This is a genomic window from Streptosporangium sp. G12, assembly GCF_052983175.1.
In genome coordinates, this window is record NZ_JBRIQO010000003.1 from 316,120 (window position 1) to 338,939 (window position 22,820).

A 22,820-nucleotide genomic window follows, 5' to 3' on the forward strand; every position below is an offset into this window, starting at 1 on the left:
AGATGGACCGACCACGACGCTTCCACATATTAGATCGAATCGGTTCACCGCGAGGAGCCGTGAGGACGACCGGCGAGGGTTCGGCGAACACCCGCTCGCCCTGCGGCTTCACCGGCCCCGGCGACGCGGGCCGCGAGGCCGGCTCACTCCTCGTCGAATCGATTCGAGGAATCGATTCGACGATCGGAATCATTGCGCGGATCGGCGTAGTGCGATATCCCGATTCATTGTGATCGACTCGCGTCGCTACATTCCCCGGACCGATGCGGTCCTGGACGATCCCCGCCTCGCGCCGTTCGTCGCGCGCATGGGCCGTGATCGAGTGAAGGGGGCCGTCCAGGCCGCTCAGCGACGGGCGAGGGGCGGAGAGATCAGTCCCTCGGACGTCCCTGAGGAGGTGTTGCGGTCGTTGCCGGGCGACGGGCCCCGTGAGGTGATCAACGCCACCGGGGTGCTCCTGCACACCAACCTCGGCCGGGCCCCGCTCTCGGCGGCCGCCCTGGAGGCCATCCGTACCGCGGGCGGGAGCACCGATGTCGAGTTCGACCTCGAGACCGGCCGCCGGGCGCGGCGCGGCCGGGCGGCGCTGGCCGCGCTCGCGCGGGCCGTCCCGGACGCGGAGGCGGCACACGTGGTCAACAACAACGCCGCGGCGCTGGTGCTGGCCGCGACCGCGCTGGCCCAGGGGCGGGAGATCGTGATCAGCCGGGGGGAGCTGGTCGAGATCGGCGACGGTTTCCGGCTGCCCGAGCTGCTGGCGTCCACCGGCGCCCGGCTGCGCGAGGTCGGCACCACCAACCGCACGTCCGTGGCCGACTACGCCGGCGCGATCGGGCCCGCGACCGGCTTCGTGCTCAAGGTGCACCCCTCGAACTACCGGATCGAGGGCTTCGCGGCGACACCGTCCGTCGGCGACCTGGCCGGGCTGGGGGTGCCGTTGGTCGCCGACATCGGCTCCGGGTTGCTGGAGCCGGAGCCGCTGCTGCCGGACGAGCCCGACGCGGCGACCTGGTTGCGCGCGGGCGCGGACCTGGTCACGGCCAGCGGGGACAAGCTGCTCGGCGGCCCGCAGTGCGGGCTGCTGCTCGGGCGGGCCGATGTGGTGGAGCGGCTGCGCCGCCATCCGCTGGCCCGCGCGTTGCGGGTGGACAAGCTGACCCTGGCGGCCGTGGAGGCCACGCTCACCCACGCGGCCAACCCGGCCCGTGACGCCCTGCGCGCAGACCCGGCCGTACTGCGCCGCCGTGCCGAGGTCCTCGCGGCACGGCTGGCCGAGGCGGGCGTGAAGGCCGAGGCCGTGGACACCGAGGCGGCCGTCGGGGGCGGGGGAGCACCCGGCGTCGTGCTGCCCAGCGCGGCGGTGGCCGTGGCCGCCGCCCTGGCCGGAACCCTGCGGACGGGGAACCCTGCGGTGGCCGGCCGGGTGGAGGGCGGGCGCTGCCTGCTCGACCTGCGGGCGGTCGCGCCGGAACGCGACGGGGACCTCTTCCTCGCGGTGGTGGCCGCGTGCTCGTGATCGCCACCGCCGGGCACGTCGACCACGGGAAGTCCACTCTCCTGAGGGCGCTCACCGGCATGGAGCCCGACCGGTGGGCGGAGGAGCGGCGGCGCGGGCTGACCATCGATCTCGGGTACGTGTGGACCGGCGGCCTCGCCTTCGTCGACGTGCCCGGCCACGAGCGCTTCGTCGGCAACATGCTGGCCGGGGTCGGCCCGGTCCCGGCGGTGTTGTTCGTGGTGGCCGCCGACGCGGGCTGGGCCGTGCAGTCCCAGGAGCACCTGGAGATCATCGACGCGCTCGGCATCACCCGGGGCGTGCTCGCCGTCACCCGTTCCGACCTTGCCGACCCCGCGCCGGTGCTGGCCGACTGCCGTGACCGGCTTCGCGGTACCGGCCTCGCGGACGTGCCGACGACCGCCGTGAGCGCGGTCACGGGGCGCGGCCTTCCCGAGCTTCGGGCCCTGCTGTTCTCTCTCCCGTCACCCGAAGCGGCGCCGGCGGCGGACGTGCGCCTCTGGATCGACCGCGCCTTCACCGTCGAAGGGCGGGGAACCGTGGTCACCGGGACGCTCGGCGCGGGCGCGATCCGGGTCGGGGACCGGCTCCGGATCGGGACGGACCACGTGCGCGTCCGGGGCCTGCACAGTCTCAAGGAGGCTCGGGCCGAGGTCGGCGCCCCCGCCAGGGTCGCGGTGAACCTGCGCGGAGGCGCGCACCCCCGGCGCGGGGACGCGCTGCTGACACCGGACCGCTGGCTCGAGGTGCCGGTGGCCGACCTGCGAATCCGCGGCGAGGGCCGTCCACCGGAGCGCGTGACCTGGCACATCGGCACCGCGGCGGAACCCGCGCGCCTGCGTTCGCTCGGCGACGACACGGTACGGGTGACGCCTGCCCGCCCGTTTCCGTTGCGCGTCGGCGACCGGGCGCTGCTGCGTGATCCCGGCAGCCGCCGGGTATGGGGCGCGGTGGTGCTCGACGTCCGCCCGCCTGAGCTGCGGCGAAGGGGGGCGGCCAGGGCGCGGGCGGCCGAGCTCGCCGGGATGTCCGGCCGGCCGGACGGGATGGCGGAGTTGCGGCGGCGCGGCCTGGCCCGGCGGGACGAGCTGGCCGCCATGGGGACACCGGTGGCGGTGGAACCGGTCGCGGGGGAGTGGGTGGCCGATCCGGCGTACTGGGAGAGGCTCCGGGAACGGCTCGCGGAGGTCGTCGCCGCGCGGCCGGGGATGGCGGCGGACACGGCCCGGCGGTTGCTCGGCCTGCCGGACCGGTCACTGGTCGACGCCTTGGCCGAAGGCACCTCCATACGCCGGATGCGCGGACGGCTGGTCCCCCCGGCCGCCACACCCGCGGTCGCCGAACTGAGGCGGGACTGGGCGGCCAACCCGTTCGCGGCGCCGGACGCGGGCCGGCTCGCGGAGCTGGGCCTCGACCCGCGCGCCCTGGCGATGGCGGAGGCGGCCGGTGAACTGGTCCGCCTGGCGCCCGGCGTCGTCCTGCCACCGGGGGCGGTGGAGGAGGCGGTCACCGCGCTCGCCCGGCTGCCCCGGCCCTTCACCGCGGCCGAGGCGCGAATCGCGCTGAACACCAGCCGCCGGGTCGTCATCCCGCTGCTCGAACACCTCGACCTGCTGGGCATCACCAGACGCCAGGACAACTCTGGCTCCAGAACATTTATTTGATAGCGTTACCATCGGGGACGTGCAGGTGCCTGGTGGCCCTCCCGGTCTTCAAAACCGGTGGCGCCGAGGATCTCGGCGCGGCGGGTTCGATTCCCGTCCGTCTCCGCCACTCCCAGAGTCGGCTGGAGCTTCATGAGATTTCTCCTGCTCGGGCACTTCGAGATCCATCGACCGGACGGCAGCCATCTCGCCGTGACCCGGATCAAACATCGCCAGCTCCTCGCCCTCCTGCTGCTCGACTCGCCGCATGCGGTCTCGACCGACCGCTGCGTCGCCGCCCTCTGGGGGGAGGACGCCCCGCCGTCGGCGCGAAGGAACCTGCAGACGTACGTCGCGGACCTGCGTAAGGGCCTGGCCTGCTCGGGGGTCTCGATCCAGACCGTGCCCGGCGGGTACCGGGTGACCGACGTCGCCGACCGGCTCGACCTTTCCGACTTCGAGTCGGCGCGGTCGGCCGCGGCCGCCGCCCTGAGCGCGCGCGACGACACCTCGGCGGCCCGCCTGCTCAGGGACGCGCTCGACCTGTGGCGCGGCGCCGCGCTCCAGGACCTCGCCGACAGCTCCCAGGCGCTGCGGAACGCGGCCACCCAGCTCAACGAACGCCGGATGGCCGCGGTGAGCGACTTCGCGGGCGCGTGCGTCCGGCTGGGGGCGTACGAGGAGGCCATCGACCAGCTCCGGATCGCGGTCACCTGGGCCCCGCTGCGGGAGGACCTGCGCGCGCAGCTCATGCTGGCCCTGCACAAGAGCGGACGGAGGGCCGACGCGCTGCTCGCCTACCACGACTGCCGGGCGGCCCTGGTCGAGCGCATCGGTGTCGGGCCCTCGCACACGTTGACGATCCTGCACGACCGCATCCTCATGGAGGACGGCAGCTTGTGATGTGGCGGTCGTGTGGCGCCCGTATGGCGCCCGTGGAGACGGGTCGCTCACTCTGGGGCGGTGGCGATGTTAGCGCGAACACCCGATGGTCGGACCCTCACCGTCGACGGCAGCCCCCAGCCGTTCACCATGGGCTGGAGCTACATGATCTGGGCGCAGAGCGACAACGGCGCCCTGCGTTTCCATACCGGCGCGGCCGGCTCGCGCGAGCTGATCGCCCGCCACCTCGGTGAGTACGAGCGGTTCACCGTCCGCGAGGTCTCCTGGAACGGGGCCCGGCTGGTCTCCCACGAGGACCTGGAGGGCGGCGGCACGACGATGCTGTGGATCGGGCCGCACCACGAGGTCTACACGTTCGTCCCGGGGGCGAACGTGCCCTTCGAGGTGTTCATCGGATACCTCTCCCTCTTCGACATCCACGACGCCCCGGAGGGGGTCGTCCTGGCGCCGAGGCTCGGCGCGCGCGTACGCCTCGGCGACCTGCTGGCCGTCAACAGCCTGGAGGGCGTCTGCTCGATCCAGGTGAACCCGGCCGGGTCGCTGCCCACTCCGGGTGGCTCGGGCAAGCGGGTGCGCGGCGGCGCGTTGTGGAAACGCGACGAGAGGGCCGCCGACGGGCGGGTGCTCCGCTCGGCGATCCTGGTCAACGCGACGACGACCGCGATCCTCATGGCGCGGGAGGCCGACGACCCCCGGTTCGCGGCCGTCGCCGACTCCCTCACGTGCGGGCTGGTCTGACGGCCGTGCAGAACGTCGTCAACTCGCTGGCCGTGTTCGCCTTCCTCGGCATGGTGGTCGCGCTGTTCGCCATCTCCGCCCTGCTGAGGACCGTGCGCGAGCTGCAGCAGGCGGTGCTCGCCACCCCCGCCCCCGGCCCGGCCGCGGTCCGGCGCCTCGCCCGGTTCGCCTCCGCCGACGGGCGGCCGACCTTCGTGCTCGTGGTGTCCGAGCACTGCCTGAGTTGCCGGGACCGCGCCGGCCACCTGGCCGCGATCCCGCCAGGTGCGATCGACGGCCACCTGATCCTGCTGAGCGCGACCGAGGCCTGCGCGGCGTGGATCGGGCGGGTCCCGCACGTCAGCGCCGTCGCCGACGCCGAACTGCTGGGGTCGGTCGCGGTCGGCGCGACCCCCTCTCTCGTCAAGTACGCCCCGGACGGCGCCGAGGAGTGGCGCCGCGCGGTCGGGTCCGACCCGGACCTGGACCGGCTCCTCGGGGTGGATCAGCCCGAATCGTCGAACGTGAGGTGAGTGACATGACCGGCGACTACTGGGCCGACGTGCCGACGGCGGAGGAGGAGACCGAGGCGCGCCCCTCGGTACGTCAGAGGGTGTCCCGGCGCACGATGGTCAAGTCGGTCGGTGTCCTCGGCGGCGCGCTGGCGCTGAACGTGGTGGGCGCCCTGCCGCCCGCGCGTATCAGGAGCGCCTCCGCGACCGTCGGTTCGGAGTGGTCCGGCTGCTCCAACTCCGGCTACGCCAGTTTCGACGGGTACCGGGACGGCACCACCCAGCGGGTGTGCGTGGGCGCGGCGTACTCCAGCAGCTACTGCGGCAGCGACGGCTGGTTCCGCACCGACGGCAACGCCTACTCGTACTACACGCCGATCGTCAACTGCGGAGCGAGCGGGGTCACGAAGAAGAACGCCTGGCGCTGGACGCACAGCGGCACCCCCTACCGCTGCGCCGACGGCCGCTTCGTGGTGTACGGCGCGGGCAGCACGTTCTACATCTGCTCCAAGGCGAACCCGTGACCATGGCCGCCACCCGCACCGCGGGGCTCCTGTTCGCCGTGGCCGCCGCGATGGCCGTGGCCGGCGCGGTATGGCCGGGCCGGCTGGACCTCATCGCCTGGACGTTGATGGGGATCGTCGCCGGGTTCTCGCTGTCCGGCTCGGTTTGAAGCCTCAACTCGGCGGATCTGCTCACCTCGTCGGTCTGGCGGGGACAGATGACGGCGTTCTCGTCCGGGCTCGTGCTGGGCGGGCTGGTGTCGGGGACGGTCGTGGGGGCCTTCGGAGGCCTCGTGTCGGTGGTGCCCGAAGCCGGGCGGACCTGGGTACTGGTCCCGGTGGTGGCGGTTCTGCTGGTGTTCGAACTCGCCGGACGACCGCTCCAGCTGATCCAGAACCGCAGGCTCGTGCCACAGGAGATCATCCCGCGCGCCCGGTTCGAGGGCCCGTTCCAGTTCGGCTTCGAGATGGGCACCGGGGTGCGCACCTTCACCCCGACCGCGCTCCCGCACGCCCTGGTCCTCACCGTCGTGCTCGTCGGGGGCATCCTCCCCGGGGTGCTGGCCGGGCTCGGGTTCGGCATGGGCCGGGTGCTGATGCCGCTCACCCGCTCGCTGAGCGGCGACCCCCAGAGGTGGGATCGTCACCTGCTGGGGCGGTCGGCCCGGGTGGGCCGATGGTGCGCGGCCGGCTTCCTGCTCGTGCTGCTGGTTCTCCTCCTGGGCCGGTGAAGGATGATCCTGCTCGCCGACGTCGCGCTGGCCGGTGCGCTGCTCCTCGTGATGGCGGGCTTCGTACGAGAGGACGACGTCACGCGCGGGCACGGCCTGCTGCCCGCCTGGATGATCCGCGCCGCCGGCCTGGCCGAGCCGGTGGTCGGCGTCGCGGTGATCGCCGCCTGGGTCGTGGGTGACCCCGGCCGCCACGTCTGGGGGGCCGCGGCGGTGTGGCACACCGCCTTGGCCGGGTATCTCGTGGCCCTGTTGCGGGCGCGGGGCCGGGTGCCGTGCGGCTGCCTGGACGGGGTGAGTCCCGTGTCCCCGCTGAAGATCGTCATCGGTGGTCTGTGGGCCGCCGCGAGTGCCATGATGGCGGCGGGCACGGTCTCCCTTCCGGAAGACGTGGCCGTCCGCCTCATGCACCTGGCCGTCGCCGGGTTCGTGACCCTGCTGGCGGTCGTCGCGGCGTCGGTATCGTCCGTGTCCCCTCGAAGGAGGATCAGATGACCCGATGGACGCTGATCGCCGCCGTCGCCGTGGCCGGGTTGTCCGCCTGCGCCGCGGAAGGGGAGCCCGTCATCGTCAAGCCGACGGCGCAGGTGCTGCTCGACGCCTCGCAACTGCCCGGTGGCCCGTGGACGGCCGAGAGGACCGGCGAGGTGCGCTGGGCCGACCTCGACAGGGCGCTGGTGCCGTGCGGGAAGCGGGTCATCGCCCCGGGGGAGGCCCGGGTGCGGTTCCGGGTGTTCACCTCGGCGGACGGGGTGTCGGTCTCGGAGCTCGTCGTCTCCGGGATCGAGACCGTCCAGGCCTTCAAGCGCTTCTACGCCGAATGCGGCTCCGTGGGAAAGGTCGAGGGGCGGCCCGGCCCGACCAACGTGGTGCGGCGCGGCGACACGACGGAGATCGCCAATTTCACGGACGACCACCTCGTCGTCGTCAACGGTCCCAGCGCCATGGACGACCTCGGGACGATCGCCGACGCCGCGCGCGACCAGGCCGCGAAAGCGGGATGAAAGGCTGAGGCTCGCCTCCCGGCGACCCGTGAAAAACCTCGCAGGAGCTTCGAAGCCCCATCTGAACCGTGAAGATATGGTGGACGATACAGGGATTGAACCTGTGACCTCTTCCGTGTCAGGGAAGCGCTCTCCCGCTGAGCTAATCGTCCTCGGGTGAACCAGAGCGGAAGACGGGATTCGAACCCGCGACCCTCACCTTGGCAAGGTGATGCTCTACCACTGAGCCACTTCCGCGTATCCGCTTCGGGTTTCCCCTCCGCGCTCGCACTACTTTACCGGATCCCTGGGGGTCCGATGGTCGTGCGTTGAGGTGGAGACGGGATTTGAACCCGTGTAGACGGCTTTGCAGGCCGTTGCCTCGCCTCTCGGCCACTCCACCGGCCGGGCCCCTGAGGACCCGCCGGAGCGGAAGACGGGATTCGAACCCGCGACCCTCACCTTGGCAAGGTGATGCTCTACCACTGAGCCACTTCCGCGTGACTCCCGGAAACGTTCCGGGGCACGTGAAAACTCTAGCGCCTCCGCAGGGCTGATGTGCGCAACCAGGCGGGCCGCCGGAGATCCTCACCTGGTGACCGGCTGGACGTCGGAGGCCCGGACGAACATGATCCGGTGCCCGAACTGGATCTGCCGGTAGCGGATCTTTCCTGTGACGACATGGTGCTCGGACGGGTCGAAGGCGGCCGCCCTGAGGTAGGAGGCCCGCCTCGTCGCGCCGGAGCTGTACGCCTGCCCGGTGGGTATCGAGTACTGCAGCGGGGTCAGGGTCTGTACGGGAACGCCCCCCGGGTAGGCGGGCGCCTTCGGGTAGGCCCTGCCGTACACCCTGACCGGGGAGCGGCCCGGTCTGGGCGTCACCAGGGGGCCGGACGCGCGCACGGAGGTGGGAGCTCCGGCCGGATCGTGGAACCAGGCCTTCTGGCCGAGATACCAGATCGCGGTCCAGTCGCCCCTGCGCTCGGCGAGCGCGTACCGCTGGCCGGTGGAGGCGCGGGCGGCGTGGTCGTAGACGCTGTACGTGGAGCCGCCGGTGGGGTGCTTGCCGATGTCCCTGACCAGTGGCGCGGTGGCGGAGGGGCGCGTGCGCAGCCAGACCGAGGCGGCGCCCAGGCCGCGGCACCCCCCGGCGCAGCCGGTGAATCCCGGGCTGTTGGTGTCGTAGTCGGGCCTGATCAGCACCGAGCGCGCGTCGTCGCCGCCCGAGGCGCGCAGCGGCCTGCCGAGCAGCTCGAAGTAGTGGGCCCAGTCCCAGTAGGGGCCGGGGTCGTCGTGCATGCCGCCCACGGTCTCCGGGGTGGTGCCCGGCACGTTGTCGTGCCCCAGGATGTGCGCCCGGTCGAGGGGGACGTCGTACTTGGCGGCGAGGTGGCGGACCAGCCTGGCCGACGCCCGGTACATCGCCTCGGTGAACCAGGCGCCGCCCCTGGCCAGGTAGCCCTCGTGCTCCAGGCCGATGGATCGGGAGTTGACGTACCAGTTTCCCGCGTGCCAGCCGATGTCCCTGGCCCGCAGGTGCTGGGCGATGTGGCCGTCGGCGGAGCGGATGGTGAAGTGCCAGCTCAGGTAGGCGGGGTTCTTGACCAGGCGGGTCATCGCGTCGTAGCTCGTCTCCCCGTCGTGGATCACGATGTAGTCGATCCTCCGGGGGCCGGCGGAGCGGTCGTGGTTGCCGTACCCGCCGCCGGGGAGCCGCTTGTAGGCGGCCGGGAGCCACTCGCAGGAGACGCTCTTCGGGCAGTCGGGTCCCGGCGCGGGAGCGGGCCGCTTGGCGAGCATCATGGCGATCTTCGTGGCGGGGGTGGGGACGGGCGCCGGGGTGGGGGTGGGGGCGGGCACTCTGGCGGGCACCGCGGTGGGCTTGGTGGCGGGCGTCGCGGGCCTCGTGGTGGGCCTCGTGGTGGGCTTGGTGGCGGGTTTCGCGGCGGACCCCGTGGCGCGTACGGCGCGTACGGTGGCGGGTGCCGGGGTGGGCGCGGGGGCGCGGCGCCACGCCGCGGGGGCGGGCGGGGCGGGGGGCGTGGACAGGCCCGGCGTGGCGGGGAGGATCACCCGCTCGCCGTCGCCGGTCACCCGCGCGGCACCGGCCCGGATCGTCGCGTAGACCTCGTCGGCGAAGGACGGCGCCGCCTCCTCGGCCGCCACGCCCCCCTCCGGGGCGCCGGGGTAGCGGGCGACGGCGTCGTACCAGCTCGCCGGATCGTCGCCGGAGCCCTCGCCGCCGGTACGGCGCCGGTAGTCGGCGAGCAGCGCGGCACCGCCCATGATGTTGGCGGAGGCGTCCTCGCGCAGCCGGTCGGGGGACAGGCCGGTCAGCTCTGAGGCCCGCCGCAGGGTGTCCTCCGGCGGGTCCGCCGCCATGGGGGGAAGGGCGATCACGCGCGGCCGGGTCTCGTCGCCGCGCGGGTCCTCCCCGGCGCCGTGGGGGTGCCCGGGTTCGGCCCGGCCGTCGATCAGGTGCATCGGGCCGTACCCGGCGGAGACGCTGGGCAGCCCGTCGTGGCCCTCCCAGCGGGACTCCAGGTAGGAGACCGCGAGCAGCACGCTCTCCGGCACCCCGTACCTCCGTGCCGCCTCGGTGAAGGCGGCCTGCCTGCCGGACCGTGCCCCCGCTCCCGTCGCCGTGGCGGGCGGCGCGGTGGTCCCGGCGGGGGCCGGGTGCGTCTGAAGCCGGGTGGGCCGGTCCCCGGGACGTGCTGCCTGCGCCGGGACGACCGAGGCCAGGGCGACCGAGGCCAGGACGGTGAGAGCGGCGACGACGGTGGTCCCCGGCAGGCGGCGCATAGCGGTTCCTCCCCCTCTGGTAACTACCTAGAGTTATCAGAGATTACCGACTGTCGCGCATTGCGGCGGGGTTGAGATGTTGAAGAGATTCTCTGCCCGGAATCGGGCAGGAAACTTGGTGTGTTCTCTCCCGGATGCGTATGGTCCTGCTCTGTGTCCACGGCACGGAATCCACACGAGGATCTGATCACCCACCTGACCCGGACGAGCGCGCTCGGTCCGGGCGAGGCGGCGCGGGTCGTCGCGGATGTGCTGGCCTACTTCTCCGAGCCCGTCGACGAGTTCGTCCGGCGGCGCCACGCGGAGCTCAAGGCCAGGGGGCTGGTCAACGAGAAGATCTTCCCCAGGGTCGCCGCCGAGCTGGCGGTACGCCGTGTCGCGGCACCCGAACTCTCCCTGCGGCAGCTTCGCCGGATCGTCTACGGGTAGCGGACGACGGCACCCCGATCGTTTATGGACAAGGAGCGGTTACATGTGCGGAATCGTGGCCTATGTAGGGCCCAAGGACGCGGCACCCATCCTGCTGGAGGGCCTGCAGCGTCTTGAGTACCGGGGCTACGACTCGGCCGGGGTGGTGGTCTCCAACAAGGGCCTCAAGATGCGCAAGGTCAAGGGCCGGGTGGCCGACCTGGCCGCGGTCGTGCCCGCGCGGTTCAAGGGCGGCCTGGGCATCGGCCACACCCGCTGGGCCACCCACGGCGCGCCCAGCGACGTCAACGCCCACCCGCACCTGTCCACCGACGAGCGCATCGGCGTCGTGCACAACGGCATCATCGAGAACGCCGACGAACTGCGCGCCAAGCTGGAGGCCGACGGGGCGATCTTCCTGTCGGAGACCGACACCGAGGTGCTGTCGCACCTGATCGCCCGCACGGTCAAGGAGGCCGACTCGCTGGAGGAGGCCGTGCGGACCGCGCTCAAGCGGGTCGTCGGCACGTACGGGATCGCGGTGATCGACTCCGAGCGTCCCGGCGAGGTGGTCGTGGCGCGCAACGGCAGCCCCATCGTGCTGGGCATCGGCGAGAAGGAGATGTTCGCCGCGTCCGACGTCGCCGCGCTGGTCCGCTACACCCGCCAGGTGGTGCACCTGGAGGACGGCGAGATCGCCGTGCTGCGGGCCGACGGGTTCAACACCTTCGCCAGCGACGCGCGGGAGACGGCCAAGGAGACGCTGACCGTCGACTGGGAGGCCGGGCACTACGACACCGGCGGCTACGAGCACTACCTGCTCAAGGAGATCTCCGAGCAGCCCGACACGGTGGCCAGGACGCTGCGCGGGCGGCTGGACGACCGCTTCCACATCGCCCACCTGGGCGGTCTCAACATGGACGCGCGGGAGACCCGCTCGTTCCGCCGGGTGAAGATCATCGGCTGCGGTTCCGCGTACTACTCGGGCCAGATCGGCGCGCAGCTCATCGAGGAGCTGGCGCGCATCCCGGCCGACGCGGAGCCGGCCAGCGAGTTCCGCTACCGCAGCCCGGTGGTGGAGGCCGATACCCTGTACGTGGCGATCAGCCAGTCGGGGGAGACCTACGACACCCTCGCCGCCGTGCAGGAGCTCAAGCGCAAGGGCGGCCGGGTGCTCGGCATCGTCAACACCGTGGGCAGCGCGATCGCCCGCGAGTGCGACGGCGGCGTCTACCTGCATGCGGGTCCCGAGGTCTCGGTGGCGAGCACCAAGGCGTTCACCTCGACCGCCGTGGCCTTCGCGCTGCTCGCGCTGCACCTGGGCCGGGTGCGTGACCTGTCTCCCGCCGACGGCCGCAGGATCTGCGACGGCCTGCGGAGGCTGCCGGACCAGATCAAGGAGATCCTGGCGCTGGAGCCGCAGATCGAGGAGCTGGCGGGCAAGTACGCCGAGTCGCCGAGCATGATGTTCGTGGGCCGGGTCAGGGGTTACCCGGTGGCCCGCGAGGGCGCGCAGAAGCTCAAGGAGATCTCGTACGTGCACGCCGAGGCGTACCCGGCCAGCGAGCTCAAGCACGGGCCGCTGGCGCTGATCGGCCCGGACATGCCGACGGTGGCGATCGTCCCCGACGACGAACTGCTGGACAAGAACCTCACCACGCTGGGCGAGATCCGCGCCCGGGGCGGCCGGGTGCTCATGGTGGGCCACCGCACGGCCGACCCCAAGCTGGCCGACGACTGCGTCGTGGTGCCCAAGAACGAGACCGAGCTGGACCCGATCCTGCTGTCGATCCCGCTCCAGCTCTTCGCCTACCACGCCGCCGTGGCGCTGGGCAGGGACGTCGACAAGCCCAGGAACCTGGCCAAGAGCGTCACGGTGGAGTGAGACCCTCTCCACCTCTCTTCTACCTCTCTGCCTTCGCACCCCCGTCCCCGGCCTGCCGGGGGCGGGGGTGCGTTTTCCTGAGCCCTCGCGAGACGGTCGTCTTCGATATCCGGATTTCCAGTGTTTTCCGGTGATCCGTGCCCGAACGTGGATCACCGGAAGTTCCGGCATACCCCACTTCATCACAGAAAGTGAGGGGAAAGTAACCTATGGTATAGGGGGTTCTTGGGGGAAGGGGCGCTTATGCGCCGTAGGGGGTTTTTCGCACTGGCGGCGGGGGCCGTGGTCGCCGCGGGGTGCGGTGCGGACGGCGGCGCCGATCCGGCGGTGAAGCGCCTGTTCCTTCTCGAGCCGACCGCCGACGGCCACGGCTGGGACAGGATCGCGGGCAGGCTGGCGACCGTCCTGGTCCAGTCGGGACTGGCGCGCACCGCCATGGCCGTCGAGCGGGCGGGAGCCCTGGGCTCCGCCCCGCGCGACGCGTTCGGCGCCTTCCGCGGACCCTTCGCGCGCGAGGGCAGGCTGCTCGTCACCGCGATGCCGATGGTGGCCGCCGCGGAGATCGCCAACACCACGGCCGTGGTGAACGCCGCCACTCCCATCGCCCGCCTGGTCGGCGACTGGGCGGTCCTGGTGGTCTCCTCCGGCTCCCGCCTGCGCACCTTCGAGGACTTCGTCGCGCGGCTGCGGCACGACCCGGCGGGGCTGACGGTCGGCGGACGGTCGGAGGGCGGCTCCGACCACGTGCTCTACGGCATGATCGGCAAGTGCCTGGGGGTGGACATCCGGCTGCTGGAGTACGCCGGATACCTCGCCCCCGAGGACGCCGCCGAGGCGCTCCACGTCGGCCGGGTGGCGGCCCTGCTGGGATCGGCGCGCGCCCTGCGGCCCGAGATCGCCGCGGGCCGCCTGCGGCCCCTGGTGGTCTCCTCCGGCGGCCGGATCGACGGGATCGACGCGCCGACGCTCATGGAGGTCGACGTCCGCCTGGAGTACAGCGACTGGTGCGGCCTGCTGGGTCCCAAGGGCATGAGCCCGGGGGACCGGGACGCCGCGATCGCCCTGTGTGACAGGATCGACGCCGCGCCGCGCTGGCGTGCCCTGTGCGCGTCCCACGGCTGGAGCCGGGTCTACCTCAGCGGCGACGAGTTCCGCCAGTGGCTCTCCACCGAGACGGGCCGCACTCGCGGCGTGCTTCACGAGCTCGGACTGTTGAAGTCCTCCGACACAACCTGTTGGGGTAGTTGCGTCCGGCGCCCCTAGATGTAGGATCCTGCTCGTTGCTGGTTCGCCCCGCGAGGGGCGAGGCAAGAGGGAACCCGGTGAGATTCCGGGACTGCCCCGCAGCGGTGAACGGGAACGAAAGCCGTTATCGAGCACTGGGTGAACCATGCCTGGGAAGCGACGGCCGGTAGGTGTGTGCGGTGCGCCCGTGAGTCCGAAGACCTGCCGGTGACGTGAACGTCCAGGGCCTCGTGGGAGGGTCCGCGGAACGAGGCGATCCGGCGTGCCCGGGATCGCTCGCGGACGCGTGCCCATCCGGCGGAGCCGTACGGGGAAGTCCGATCGAGCGAGGGGCACTACGTGACACAGGCATTGGCGGAGACCGCGGCGGGGACCGCGTCGGACGACCGCAGGCTGGCCATCGACGAGGCGGCCGCCCGGGTGATCACCGATCCCGAGAACTCCAGGGTCGCCGCCGCGATGCTGGCCGAGCTGATCGCCGACGAGGCCGCCGAGCACGGCGTCCGCGACTTCTCCGAGTCCATCGCCGCGACCCACGAGGCGGGGTTGATCCAGGACGGGCTCGCGGAGTTCGTGGCCGCCCACGCCGGGGTCCTGGACGCGCTGGCCGATCCGGAGGCCGACGCCAGGTTCGAGTACTTCGGGCTGCGTACCGTCTACGACCGCTACCTGCTGCGCCACCCGAGGACCCGCAAGGTCCTGGAGCGCCCGCAGCACTTCTTCCTCCGGGTGGCCTGCGGCCTGTCCGAGACCGTCGAGGAGGCCGCCGAGCTGTACGCGCTCATGGCCACCCTGTCCTACCTGCCCAGCTCGCCCACGCTGTTCAACTCCGGCTCCCGCAGGCCCCAGCTCTCCTCGTGCTTCCTGCTCGACTCGCCCCGCGACGAGCTGGAGTCCATCTACGAGCGCTACGGGCAGGTCGCGCGGCTGTCGAAGTACGCGGGGGGCATCGGGATCGCCTGGACCAGGGTCCGCTCGCGGGGCTCGCTGATCCGCGGCACCAACGGTCACTCCAACGGCATCGTGCCCTGGCTGCGCACGCTCGACTCCAGCGTGGCCGCGGTCAACCAGGGCGGCCGGCGCAAGGGCGCGGCCTGCGTCTACTTGGAGCCCTGGCACGCCGACGTCGAGGAGTTCCTGGAACTGCGCGACAACACCGGCGAGGAGGCCCGCCGCACGCACAACCTGAACCTGGCCAACTGGATCCCCGACGAGTTCATGCGCCGGGTCGAGGCCGACGGCGTCTGGTCGCTGTTCGATCCCAAGGAGGTCCCGCACCTCACCGACCTGTACGGCGCCGCGTTCGACGACGCCTACCGGGCCGCCGAGGCCGAGGGCCGCTTCACCCGGCAGATCCCCGCCCGCACCCTGTACGGGCGGATGATGCGCACGCTCGCCCAGACCGGCAACGGCTGGATGACCTTCAAGGACGCCGCCAACCGGACCTCCAACCAGACGGCCAGGCCCCAGAACGTCATCCACCTGTCGAACCTCTGCACCGAGATCCTCGAGGTCACCGGCGACGCGGAGACCGCCGTCTGCAACCTCGGCTCGATCAACCTCGCCGCCCACCTGTCGGCGGACGCCGGGGAGGCCGTCGACTGGGCGCGGCTGCGCGCGACCGTCCGTACCGCCGTGCGGTTCCTCGACCGCACCATCGACCTGGGCTTCTACCCGACCCCCGAGGCGGAGGCGGCCAACCGGAAGTGGCGCCCGATCGGGCTCGGCGTGATGGGCCTGGCCGACGTGCTGTTCACGCTGCGGCTGCCGTTCGACTCGCCGCGCGCCCTGGAGCTGTCCACCAGGATCTCCGAGGAGATCGCGCTCGCCGCCTACCGGACCTCCTCCGACCTGGCCGTGGAGCGGGGCCGTCACCCGTCGTACGAGGAGACCAGGGCCGCCGCCGGGGTGCTCCACCCCGACCACTACGAGGCGGCGGGGTCCGCGGAGTGGGCCGAGCTCAGGGAGCGGATCGCCGGGACCGGCCTGCGCAACTCGCTGATGATCGCGATCGCGCCGACGGCCACGATCGCCTCCATCGCGGGCTGCTACGAGTGCATCGAGCCGCAGGTCTCCAACGTCTTCAAGCGCGAGACCCTCTCGGGGGAGTTCCTCCAGGTCAACCGCTATCTCGTCCGCGACCTCCAGGCCCGCGGCCTGTGGACCCCGCTGATCCGCGACGCGATCAAGCGCGCCGACGGCTCCGTCCAGGACATCCCGGAGATCCCCGCCGACCTGAAGGCGCTCTACCGGACGGCCTGGGAGCTGCCGCAGAAGGCGCTGATCGACCTGGCCGCCGCGCGCACCCCGTACATCGACCAGTCGCAGTCGCTGAACCTCTTCATGGCCACGCCGACCATCGGCAAGCTCTCCTCGATGTACGCCTACGCGTGGAAGTCGGGCCTCAAGACCACCTACTACCTGCGCTCGCGCCCGGCCACCAGGATCGCGCAGGCCACCGTGGCGGCGCCGGTGGAGCGGGCGGCGCCCGACCCCGAAGCCGTCGCCTGCTCCCTGGAGAACCCCGAGTACTGCGACGCCTGCCAGTAGCCGCCCCGGCTCCCCGAAAGCCCCCAGAAAGGCATTCACCCGATGTTGCTCGACCCCGGCATGGATCTCACCCTGCGGCCGATGCGCTACCCCGAGTTCTACGAGCGCTACCGGGCCGCGATCCGCAACACCTGGACCGTCGAGGAGGTGGACCTCACCTCCGACCTGGCCGACCTGGCGAGGATGACGCCCGAGGAGCGCCACCTGATCAACCGCCTCGTGGCGTTCTTCGCCACCGGCGACTCGATCGTGGCCAACAACCTCGTCCTCAACCTCTACCAGCACCTCAACGCCCCCGAGGCGCGCCTCTATCTCAGCAGGCAGCTGTTCGAGGAGGCGGTGCACGTCCAGTTCTACCTGACCCTGCTGGACACCTACCTGCCCGATCCGGACGAGCGGGTCAAGGCCTTCGCCGCGGTCGAGCACATCCCCTCGATCCGGGACAAGGCGGAGTTCTGCTTCCGCTGGATCGACTCGCTCGGCGGGCTGACCCGGCTGGAGACGCGGGAGGACCGGCGGGCGTTCCTGCTCAACCTGATCTGCTTCGCGGCGTGCATCGAGGGGCTGTTCTTCTACGGGGCCTTCGCCTACGTCTACTGGTTCCGCTCCAGGGGCCTGCTCAGCGGCCTGGCCACCGGGACGAACTGGGTGTTCCGCGACGAGTCCATGCACATGGAGTTCGCCTTCGGCGTCGTGGAGACCGTACGGGCCGAGGAGCCGGACCTGTTCGACGACAAGCTCGCCGAGCAGGTCACCCAGATGATCGAGGAGGCGGTGGCGGCCGAGCTGGCCTTCGCGGCCGACCTGTGCGGCGACGGCCTGCTCGGGATGAGCGTGGACCAGATGCGCCGGTACCTGGAGTACGTGGCCGACCAGCGCCTGGTCAGGCTGAGGATGCCCGCCCGCTACGGCACGGCCAACCCGTTCGCGTTCATGGAGTTGCAGGACGTGCAGGAGCTGGCCAACTTCTTCGAACGGCGGGTTTCGGCCTACCAGATAGCCGTCGAAGGGAATGTCACATTCGACGAATCCTTCTGATTAGCTGGTGATCCAGGGAAGAGCACGACGAGGATGACAGACGTCGAGGAGGACGCCTCAAGTGTCCGGCTGGATCATGATGATTGTCTCCGTGGCGGCCGCCGTCGTGGCGGTGGAGGTGGTACGACGGGTGTTGCGCTCGCGGCTGATCGGTGAGAAATGGGTTCTCGCCGGTCCGCTCATGCGCCGCTGTACCTGGCCGGGGTTCGCCACGGCCGCCGTGGTGACGGCCTACACCGCCTACGAGCCCCAGATGACGGCGACCGTGGTCGGCCGGCTGGTCTATCAGGGTCTCGGCCTGGCGATGATCGGATGCGCCACCTGGCTGGTCATCCAGGCCGCCTACGCGGTCACCGACGTGGTGCTGGAACGCCTGATCACCGTCGAGGGCGAGGCCAACCGCCGGGCCCGCCGCATCCGCACCCAGATCACCCTGGTCCGCAGGGTCGCCTCGGCGGTGATCATCGTGGTCGCGCTGGGCGCGATGCTCTTCACCTTCCCGCAGGTGCGGGCGCTCGGGGCCGGGCTGCTGGCCTCGGCCGGGATCGCCGGTGTCGTCGTCGGTATCGCCGCCCAGTCGACCCTGGGCAACATGCTCGCCGGGCTCCAGCTGGCCTTCAGCGACGCGCTCCGGCTGGACGACGTCGTCGTGGTGAAGGGGGAGTGGGGCCGAATAGAGGAGCTCAGCCTGACCTACGTGGTGCTGCGGCTGTGGGACGAGCGGCGGCTCGTCCTGCCGGTCTCCTACTTCACGGCCAACCCGTTCGAGAACTGGACCCGGCACAGCAGCCGGGTGATCGGCCACGTGATGTTCCGGGTCGACTGGTCGGTGCCGGTGGAGGAGTTGCGCGCCGAGCTCTACCGGGCCCTGCGCGAGCACCCGCTCTGGGACCAGAAGGACTGGACCCTCCAGGTCACCGACACCCTTCCCAACGGGCTGCTGGAGCTGCGCGCCCTGATGAGCGCCGCCGACTCCGCCAGTGCCTGGGACCTCAAGTGCGACATGCGCGAGCACATGGTGACCTTCATCCGAGAGAGGTACCCCGAGGCGCTGCCCCGCTTCCGGGTCGAGATCCCGCCCCCGTCCGCGACCGTTCCCGGGACGCTCACCGGGCTGATGGGCGCGGGCCTGATGTCGCGGGGCCTGGGGGGCGACTCCCGTGAGGACGGTTCTCGCGATCGGGACGGCGACCGGCGGGATCCGGTCTGAGGCGACGGGCCCGCCCGTCCGGTTCGTGAGGCGTGTTCGGGAGCGGTCCGCGACGCCCGGCGGGCCGCGCCCCGGAGCGTCAGGCGCCGCAGTCGCAGCAGCACCCGTCGCACTTGGTGCAGCACTTGCAGCAGTCGCAGCAGCCGTCACACCCGTCACAGCCGCAGCCGTCGCAGCGTGTCAGGTAGCAGCGGTCGTCCCAGGCGTTCCGCCTGCGGGAGCTCCACCGGGGCCGCCAGAGTCCGCAGGTCAGCAGGGTCCCCACCCCGGCGGCGGACTTGCGGACGAATCCGGGCCGCTCGTAGGAGTGCCCCGACTCCCCGGGGTGGGGCGGCGTCTCGCGGTCGTGCTCCCCGCGCGGCCGCGCGCACGCCTCGCCGGCGGGACCGTGATCCGGGCCGGAGGCGTGGCGGAACGTCCGGTCCACCGCCCGCCGCACCTCGGTGCCCAGCAGCACGTCCACCAGATGCCGGTCGGCCAGTTCCAGCTCCAGCAGCGCCAGCTCCAGGCCGTGCGCGGCGTCGTCGCACAGCCGCCGTGCCTCCCGTACGGAGGTGCCGGTGGCGGTCAGCGGGTTGAACGCCCCCCGGGCGGCGTCGTCCGCCCGGTCCTCCACGGCGTCCAGCAGGTGGGCGATCCGGCCGAAGAACCGGCCCGCCTCGGCCAGCGCCGCCGCGTTGCCCGGGGTGCCCGCGAGCGTCGCGGTGTGCGCGAACGCGGCGGCGACGGCCTCCTCGGTGGGAGCGGTCAGCTCCAGCAGCGTCACTCCCGAGGCGCTCTCCAGCTCGATCTGGCGTTCGGCCGTCGAGGCCAGCGAGGCGGTGTCGAACCCGATCCCGGCCCCCATCCGGGCCCCCGCCGCCTCCCAGCGGGCCGCCAGCACCCTGCGCGCCACGCCGGTGCCCGGCGCGGAGTCGCCGTCGGCCACGTGGTCGCGCAGCTTGCCCGCCGCGAGGACCAGCGACACCGTGGCGGCCAGCCGTACGCCCGCGGCCCGCGCGTCCACCACGTCCGCCGGCCGGAACCCGCGCAGCGCGCAGGGGCCGGCGGTCCGGTGCGGGGAGCCCGCCGGCCCCTGCGCCTCGGCCAGCACCGAGATGATCAGGCCGTCGTAGTTGGTGGCCAGCCGGGCCGCGTGCCCCTGCCCGTCCCTGAGGGTCAGGCACAGCCCGCACAGGTGTGCCATCCAGGCCCGGTGCAGCGTCGGGCAGGAGTGCTCGCCGCAGGGACGAATGATGCCGAACATGTGATCTCTCGTACCTGGGGGTCTGTCCGGAGGTCCTTGGGGCTCTCCGGGAAGTCGTGCAACGTATCGGGAGAATCTATCCCGTACCGATCAAGAAGTCGCGCGGAGAGGGGCAGGTACGTCCAGACGGTTACGCGAACGCGACGACGGCGTATCTCTCGTCCTCGATGGCCCGCCCCCACAGGGCGGGATCGAGCAGAGGCTCGACGCGGGCGGTCTCGACCAGCGGCCGCAGCGCCGCCAGGAGAAGCTCCACCCCGACCGGCCGGTGGCCCTGTTCGGCGAGCACCAGGGACAGCGAGCCGGTGCCGCACCCCAGATCCAGGACGTCGGCGGGAGAGGCGGGCATCCAGGAGCGCAGGCGCTCCGCCCAGGCGGCCCTGACCCGGGGGTCGCGAAGGCCGTGGTCGGCCTCCTCGTCGAAGGAGGCGGCGACAGCGTCCCAGAAGGACGCGATCGAAGCACTGTTTTCCGGCATCGCCGGATCATGTCACCCGCCACCGACAACGATCCGCACGCCGTCCCCCTTCGGACTCCTCATGACGGACGGTGACCGGCGAACCCCGGGGGCGTGCCGGTCGAAGTGGTTCGGGTGGCGGGGAGGTCGTGGAGGGTTCGGAGGTCGTCTCCTGGGGCGAGCCGGCGGTCGCGCTCGGTCTCGGGCGGCATCTCCTCCCCAGGTCCCGGGTGCGCTGCTCGATCGGCCCGGCCGGCACGCCCCTGCGACCCTGTTGAATCTCCAGGCGCATGACATGGCCGGAAGCCGCCCCGCGCTCGGGCTCCTGCATAGCCGTCAGCGTACCGTCTAAATTGCATTGACCGGTAGCACACACACGTCTACATTCATTTCCAGCAGGAAATTCTCGCGAGGCGACGTGAAGAAGCTACCTTCATCATCCCGAACGATGGTGAATCAGCCGAGGAGACCGCGTGCAAGAACGCTTCGGAAGCAAGTCGGCGATCGTCGCACTGACCGCCCTGACCCTGGCCGTGTTCATCTACGTGACCACCGAGTCGCTGCCCATCGGCCTGCTCCCCCTGATCGCCCGGGATCTCGGCACCAGTCCGTCAGCGGTCGGGCTCCTGGTCACCGGATACGGCCTGATCATCGTGCTGGTGTCCCTGCCGCTCACGCGACTGACTCGCCGGCTGCCCCGGCGGCGGCTGCTGTGCGTCCTGTTGGGCATCTTCGTCGTGGCGACCTGCCTGTCAGCCATGGCGGGGAACTACTGGCTGCTCATGGGCGCCCGGATGGTGACCGCGCTGAGCCAGGCGCTGTTCTGGGCCATCGTGACGCCGGCCGCCGCCGGCCTCTTCCGGGCCGAGGTGCGCGGCCGGGCCCTGTCCATTTTGTACGCCGGCGCCTCCAGCGCCGCGCTGACCGGCATTCCGGCCGGCACGTGGCTCGGACAGCAGACCAACTGGCGGGTGGCGTTCCTCGCGCTCAGCGGCCTGGCCCTGCTCGTCCTCGCCACGATCGCGGCCGTCCTGCCCGACACGCCCGCCGGGCAGGGCGCGGCGGACCGGGGCAGCGCGCCCGACCGCGGCCGGTACCTGTCGATCGTGGCCACCACGGCGGTCGCGGTCACCGGCGCGTTCACGGCGTTCACCTACATCAGCCCGTTCCTGAGCGACGTCAGCGGCTTCACCGAGTCATCGATCGGCCCGCTTCTGCTGGCACGCGGGATCGCGGGCCTGGCCGGCGTGTTCGTGGTGGGCTACCTCGTCGACCGCCACGGCTGGAGCACCATGACGGGGCTCATAGGCCTACAGGCGTTGGCGCTCGCCGGGCAGTACGCGTTCGGCGCCTCCCAGGTCGGGACCGTCATCGCGATCTCCCTGTCCGGCTTCACACTCGCAGGCCTGACCGCCGTACTGGGATCGCGGGTGCTCGTGTACGCGCCGGGCGAGTCGGTCATGGCGAGCGCCGCTACCTCCATGGCGTTCAATGTGGGCATCACCGCGGGCGCGTTCCTCGGCAGCGTGCTCCTCTCTGGCCCGGGCGTGCGCAGCACGGCACTGGCCGGGGCGCTGCTCAGCCTGGCGGCGTTCGCCATCGTGCTGGCCGAGCCGGTCCTGTCCAGCCGGCGGAAGGGCGCACCGGCCACGGCCGCCGACCTCCTGCCCGAGGGCGCCCGAGTCACGTGATCCGATGCTCAACGCACCGAACCGTGCAACCTCCTTGCCTGCCTTGAGTGGTAGCCTCAAGGGCATGTCACTCGACGTGGGACACCTTCCCCTGGTCGGCGGGCACCCCGCGCTCGATCTGGTCAACACGCTCGAACGAGGGGTACCGCTCGACGGCGGGCCGCCCCACGACTATCTGTCCGACGCTCCCGCATTGCTGCGCTGGGCGGCCAGGGCAGGCCTGATCAGCGACGCGGAGCGCGATCGGGCCGGCCAGGCGTGGCACGACGATCCCGCGTCGGCGCAGGCGGGGCTGGCCACCGTACGGGACATCCGGGAAGGGCTGCACCTCGTGGTGCTCGCAACGATCCGGCCCGCCGACGGCGGGCCGGCGGACGACGCGGGCGAGGGGGATCCGATCGCGGCCGGGGCCGCGCTGGTCGTGCTGCACGAGCGATGGGTCGGGGCAGCTGCCAGAGCCGCGCTGGTGCTCGACAGAGGCGACCCGCCGCAGGTGCGGCTCACCTACGGCACGATACCCGCCATGCTGATACCCGACCGGGTCGCCGAGGCCGCACTCGACGTCCTGCGGACGGCCGACCTGCCCCGGGTACGCCGCTGCCCCATACGCGACGGCGGCTGCGGATGGCTGTTCCTCGACCAGAGCCGCAACGGCTCCCGCCGCTGGTGCCGCATGGCCGACTGCGGCAACACGGCCAAGGCCCGGCGGCTCACCGAGCGCCGCCGCGCCGCCCGGGGCGGAACCCCGTAGGACTCGTACGCGATCTCTACCTCGAC

The 22,820-nt window shown here is 71.9% G+C and carries 22 protein-coding genes, 5 tRNA genes and 1 riboswitch; of the genes, 20 read left to right on the forward strand and 7 right to left on the reverse strand.

What is annotated here, in order from left to right; all coding sequences use genetic code 11:
• Positions 1-59: 59 nt before the first annotated feature.
• From ACVCAG_RS06500 to ACVCAG_RS06555, 12 genes are all read left to right on the forward strand, one after another.
• Entirely contained in the window at positions 60-233 is a 174-nt protein-coding gene (locus ACVCAG_RS06500; RefSeq protein WP_440082463.1) for a hypothetical protein, read from the forward strand.
• Positions 230-1,516, forward strand: coding sequence for an L-seryl-tRNA(Sec) selenium transferase (selA, locus tag ACVCAG_RS06505; protein WP_440082464.1), 1,287 nt, complete (start codon positions 230-232; stop codon positions 1,514-1,516). The genes ACVCAG_RS06500 and selA overlap by 4 nt, the downstream gene beginning before the upstream one ends.
• Positions 1,507-3,180: a SelB domain-containing protein gene (locus ACVCAG_RS06510; RefSeq protein WP_440082465.1), complete on the forward strand. Its 1,674-nt coding sequence runs from the start codon at positions 1,507-1,509 to the stop codon at positions 3,178-3,180. The genes selA and ACVCAG_RS06510 overlap by 10 nt, the downstream gene beginning before the upstream one ends.
• A 13-nt stretch (positions 3,181-3,193) precedes the next feature.
• Positions 3,194-3,289, forward strand: a tRNA-Sec gene (locus ACVCAG_RS06515).
• A gap of 23 nt (positions 3,290-3,312) precedes the next feature.
• Entirely contained in the window at positions 3,313-4,062 is a 750-nt protein-coding gene (locus tag ACVCAG_RS06520; RefSeq protein ID WP_440082466.1) for a BTAD domain-containing putative transcriptional regulator, read from the forward strand.
• A gap of 66 nt (positions 4,063-4,128) precedes the next feature.
• Positions 4,129-4,800, forward strand: coding sequence for a hypothetical protein (locus tag ACVCAG_RS06525; protein WP_447189583.1), 672 nt, complete (start codon positions 4,129-4,131; stop codon positions 4,798-4,800).
• Positions 4,785-5,312, forward strand: a complete 528-nt coding sequence (locus ACVCAG_RS06530; protein ID WP_440082468.1) for a hypothetical protein — start codon at positions 4,785-4,787, stop codon at positions 5,310-5,312. The genes ACVCAG_RS06525 and ACVCAG_RS06530 overlap by 16 nt, the downstream gene beginning before the upstream one ends.
• Positions 5,313-5,317: 5 nt before the next feature.
• Positions 5,318-5,815, forward strand: a complete 498-nt coding sequence (locus ACVCAG_RS06535; RefSeq protein WP_440082469.1) for a hypothetical protein — start codon at positions 5,318-5,320, stop codon at positions 5,813-5,815.
• Positions 5,812-5,964 carry a hypothetical protein gene (locus tag ACVCAG_RS06540; protein WP_440082470.1) on the forward strand — a complete coding sequence of 51 codons (153 nt, stop codon included), beginning with the start codon at positions 5,812-5,814 and terminating at the stop codon, positions 5,962-5,964. The genes ACVCAG_RS06535 and ACVCAG_RS06540 overlap by 4 nt, the downstream gene beginning before the upstream one ends.
• A gap of 48 nt (positions 5,965-6,012) precedes the next feature.
• Positions 6,013-6,525 (forward strand): hypothetical protein, encoded by a 513-nt coding sequence (locus ACVCAG_RS06545; RefSeq protein ID WP_440082471.1) that lies wholly within the window; start codon positions 6,013-6,015, stop codon positions 6,523-6,525.
• Between the two features lie 3 nt (positions 6,526-6,528).
• Positions 6,529-7,020, forward strand: a complete 492-nt coding sequence (locus tag ACVCAG_RS06550; RefSeq protein WP_447189584.1) for a MauE/DoxX family redox-associated membrane protein — start codon at positions 6,529-6,531, stop codon at positions 7,018-7,020.
• Positions 7,017-7,529 carry a hypothetical protein gene (locus tag ACVCAG_RS06555; RefSeq protein WP_440082473.1) on the forward strand — a complete coding sequence of 171 codons (513 nt, stop codon included), beginning with the start codon at positions 7,017-7,019 and terminating at the stop codon, positions 7,527-7,529. The genes ACVCAG_RS06550 and ACVCAG_RS06555 overlap by 4 nt, the downstream gene beginning before the upstream one ends.
• Positions 7,530-7,606: 77 nt before the next feature.
• On the opposite strand, the gene ACVCAG_RS06560 is transcribed toward ACVCAG_RS06555, so the two are convergent.
• From ACVCAG_RS06560 to ACVCAG_RS06580, 5 genes are all read right to left on the reverse strand, one after another.
• Positions 7,607-7,681: transfer RNA gene (locus ACVCAG_RS06560), tRNA-Val, on the reverse strand.
• Positions 7,682-7,694: 13 nt separating this feature from the next.
• Positions 7,695-7,766 (reverse strand) — tRNA-Gly (locus tag ACVCAG_RS06565).
• Between the two features lie 74 nt (positions 7,767-7,840).
• Positions 7,841-7,911, reverse strand: a tRNA-Cys gene (locus ACVCAG_RS06570).
• Positions 7,912-7,936: 25 nt separating this feature from the next.
• Positions 7,937-8,008 (reverse strand) — tRNA-Gly (locus tag ACVCAG_RS06575).
• Between the two features lie 88 nt (positions 8,009-8,096).
• Positions 8,097-10,313 carry an N-acetylmuramoyl-L-alanine amidase gene (locus tag ACVCAG_RS06580; RefSeq protein ID WP_447189585.1) on the reverse strand — a complete coding sequence of 739 codons (2,217 nt, stop codon included), beginning with the start codon at positions 10,311-10,313 and terminating at the stop codon, positions 8,097-8,099.
• A gap of 153 nt (positions 10,314-10,466) precedes the next feature.
• On the opposite strand from ACVCAG_RS06580, the gene ACVCAG_RS06585 reads away from it, so the two are divergent.
• The 6 genes from ACVCAG_RS06585 (at position 10,467) to ACVCAG_RS06610 (ending at position 18,649) form a co-directional block, all read left to right on the forward strand.
• Positions 10,467-10,742 (forward strand): hypothetical protein, encoded by a 276-nt coding sequence (locus ACVCAG_RS06585; RefSeq protein ID WP_362843370.1) that lies wholly within the window; start codon positions 10,467-10,469, stop codon positions 10,740-10,742.
• A gap of 43 nt (positions 10,743-10,785) precedes the next feature.
• On the forward strand, positions 10,786-12,606 hold the full coding sequence (glmS, locus tag ACVCAG_RS06590) for a glutamine--fructose-6-phosphate transaminase (isomerizing) (protein ID WP_440082475.1): 1,821 nt from the start codon (positions 10,786-10,788) through the stop codon (positions 12,604-12,606).
• A 243-nt stretch (positions 12,607-12,849) separates the two neighbouring features.
• Positions 12,850-13,869, forward strand: a complete 1,020-nt coding sequence (locus tag ACVCAG_RS06595; RefSeq protein ID WP_440082476.1) for a tripartite tricarboxylate transporter substrate-binding protein — start codon at positions 12,850-12,852, stop codon at positions 13,867-13,869.
• Between the two features lie 4 nt (positions 13,870-13,873).
• Positions 13,874-14,074, forward strand: a riboswitch (cobalamin riboswitch).
• A gap of 116 nt (positions 14,075-14,190) precedes the next feature.
• Positions 14,191-16,401 (forward strand): ribonucleoside-diphosphate reductase subunit alpha, encoded by a 2,211-nt coding sequence (locus ACVCAG_RS06600; RefSeq protein ID WP_440082477.1) that lies wholly within the window; start codon positions 14,191-14,193, stop codon positions 16,399-16,401.
• Positions 16,402-16,443: 42 nt separating this feature from the next.
• The gene (locus ACVCAG_RS06605; protein ID WP_440082478.1) at positions 16,444-17,439 is read left to right on the forward strand and encodes a ribonucleotide-diphosphate reductase subunit beta; all 996 of its coding nucleotides are present in this window, start codon (positions 16,444-16,446) and stop codon (positions 17,437-17,439) included.
• Positions 17,440-17,515: 76 nt separating this feature from the next.
• Complete coding sequence (locus ACVCAG_RS06610; RefSeq protein WP_447189586.1) at positions 17,516-18,649, forward strand: mechanosensitive ion channel family protein; 1,134 nt, start codon at positions 17,516-17,518, stop codon at positions 18,647-18,649.
• A gap of 79 nt (positions 18,650-18,728) precedes the next feature.
• Here the strand turns inward: ACVCAG_RS06610 and ACVCAG_RS06615 are convergent, their stop codons facing one another.
• Together ACVCAG_RS06615 and ACVCAG_RS06620 are read right to left on the reverse strand one after the other, a co-directional pair.
• Positions 18,729-19,895, reverse strand: coding sequence for a DUF5685 family protein (locus ACVCAG_RS06615; RefSeq protein WP_440082480.1), 1,167 nt, complete (start codon positions 19,893-19,895; stop codon positions 18,729-18,731).
• A gap of 130 nt (positions 19,896-20,025) precedes the next feature.
• Complete coding sequence (locus tag ACVCAG_RS06620; protein ID WP_440082481.1) at positions 20,026-20,373, reverse strand: methyltransferase domain-containing protein; 348 nt, start codon at positions 20,371-20,373, stop codon at positions 20,026-20,028.
• A gap of 452 nt (positions 20,374-20,825) precedes the next feature.
• Here ACVCAG_RS06620 and ACVCAG_RS06625 point away from each other — a divergent pair, with 452 nt between their 5' ends.
• Both ACVCAG_RS06625 and ACVCAG_RS06630 read left to right on the forward strand, forming a co-directional pair.
• Positions 20,826-22,043 (forward strand): MFS transporter, encoded by a 1,218-nt coding sequence (locus tag ACVCAG_RS06625; protein ID WP_440082482.1) that lies wholly within the window; start codon positions 20,826-20,828, stop codon positions 22,041-22,043.
• 64 nt (positions 22,044-22,107) lie between these two features.
• Positions 22,108-22,794, forward strand: a complete 687-nt coding sequence (locus ACVCAG_RS06630; RefSeq protein WP_440082483.1) for a CGNR zinc finger domain-containing protein — start codon at positions 22,108-22,110, stop codon at positions 22,792-22,794.
• Positions 22,795-22,820 lie beyond the last annotated feature (26 nt).

Bases quoted from the DNA above. Each gene is read 5' to 3' on its own strand.
- ACVCAG_RS06535 (WP_440082469.1), top strand. From the start codon at position 5,318: ATGACCGGCGACTACTGGGCCGACGTGCCGACGGCGGAGGAGGAGACC.
- ACVCAG_RS06610 (WP_447189586.1), top strand. From the start codon at position 17,516: ATGATGATTGTCTCCGTGGCGGCCGCCGTCGTGGCGGTGGAGGTGGTA.
- ACVCAG_RS06555 (WP_440082473.1), top strand. From the start codon at position 7,017: ATGACCCGATGGACGCTGATCGCCGCCGTCGCCGTGGCCGGGTTGTCC.
- glmS (WP_440082475.1), top strand. From the start codon at position 10,786: ATGTGCGGAATCGTGGCCTATGTAGGGCCCAAGGACGCGGCACCCATC.
- ACVCAG_RS06620 (WP_440082481.1), bottom strand. From the start codon at position 20,373: ATGCCGGAAAACAGTGCTTCGATCGCGTCCTTCTGGGACGCTGTCGCC.
- ACVCAG_RS06630 (WP_440082483.1), top strand. From the start codon at position 22,108: ATGTCACTCGACGTGGGACACCTTCCCCTGGTCGGCGGGCACCCCGCG.
- ACVCAG_RS06580 (WP_447189585.1), bottom strand. From the start codon at position 10,313: ATGCGCCGCCTGCCGGGGACCACCGTCGTCGCCGCTCTCACCGTCCTG.
- ACVCAG_RS06520 (WP_440082466.1), top strand. From the start codon at position 3,313: ATGAGATTTCTCCTGCTCGGGCACTTCGAGATCCATCGACCGGACGGC.
- ACVCAG_RS06550 (WP_447189584.1), top strand. From the start codon at position 6,529: ATGATCCTGCTCGCCGACGTCGCGCTGGCCGGTGCGCTGCTCCTCGTG.
- ACVCAG_RS06525 (WP_447189583.1), top strand. From the start codon at position 4,129: ATGTTAGCGCGAACACCCGATGGTCGGACCCTCACCGTCGACGGCAGC.
- ACVCAG_RS06595 (WP_440082476.1), top strand. From the start codon at position 12,850: ATGCGCCGTAGGGGGTTTTTCGCACTGGCGGCGGGGGCCGTGGTCGCC.
- ACVCAG_RS06615 (WP_440082480.1), bottom strand. From the start codon at position 19,895: ATGTTCGGCATCATTCGTCCCTGCGGCGAGCACTCCTGCCCGACGCTG.
- ACVCAG_RS06605 (WP_440082478.1), top strand. From the start codon at position 16,444: ATGTTGCTCGACCCCGGCATGGATCTCACCCTGCGGCCGATGCGCTAC.
- ACVCAG_RS06545 (WP_440082471.1), top strand. From the start codon at position 6,013: ATGACGGCGTTCTCGTCCGGGCTCGTGCTGGGCGGGCTGGTGTCGGGG.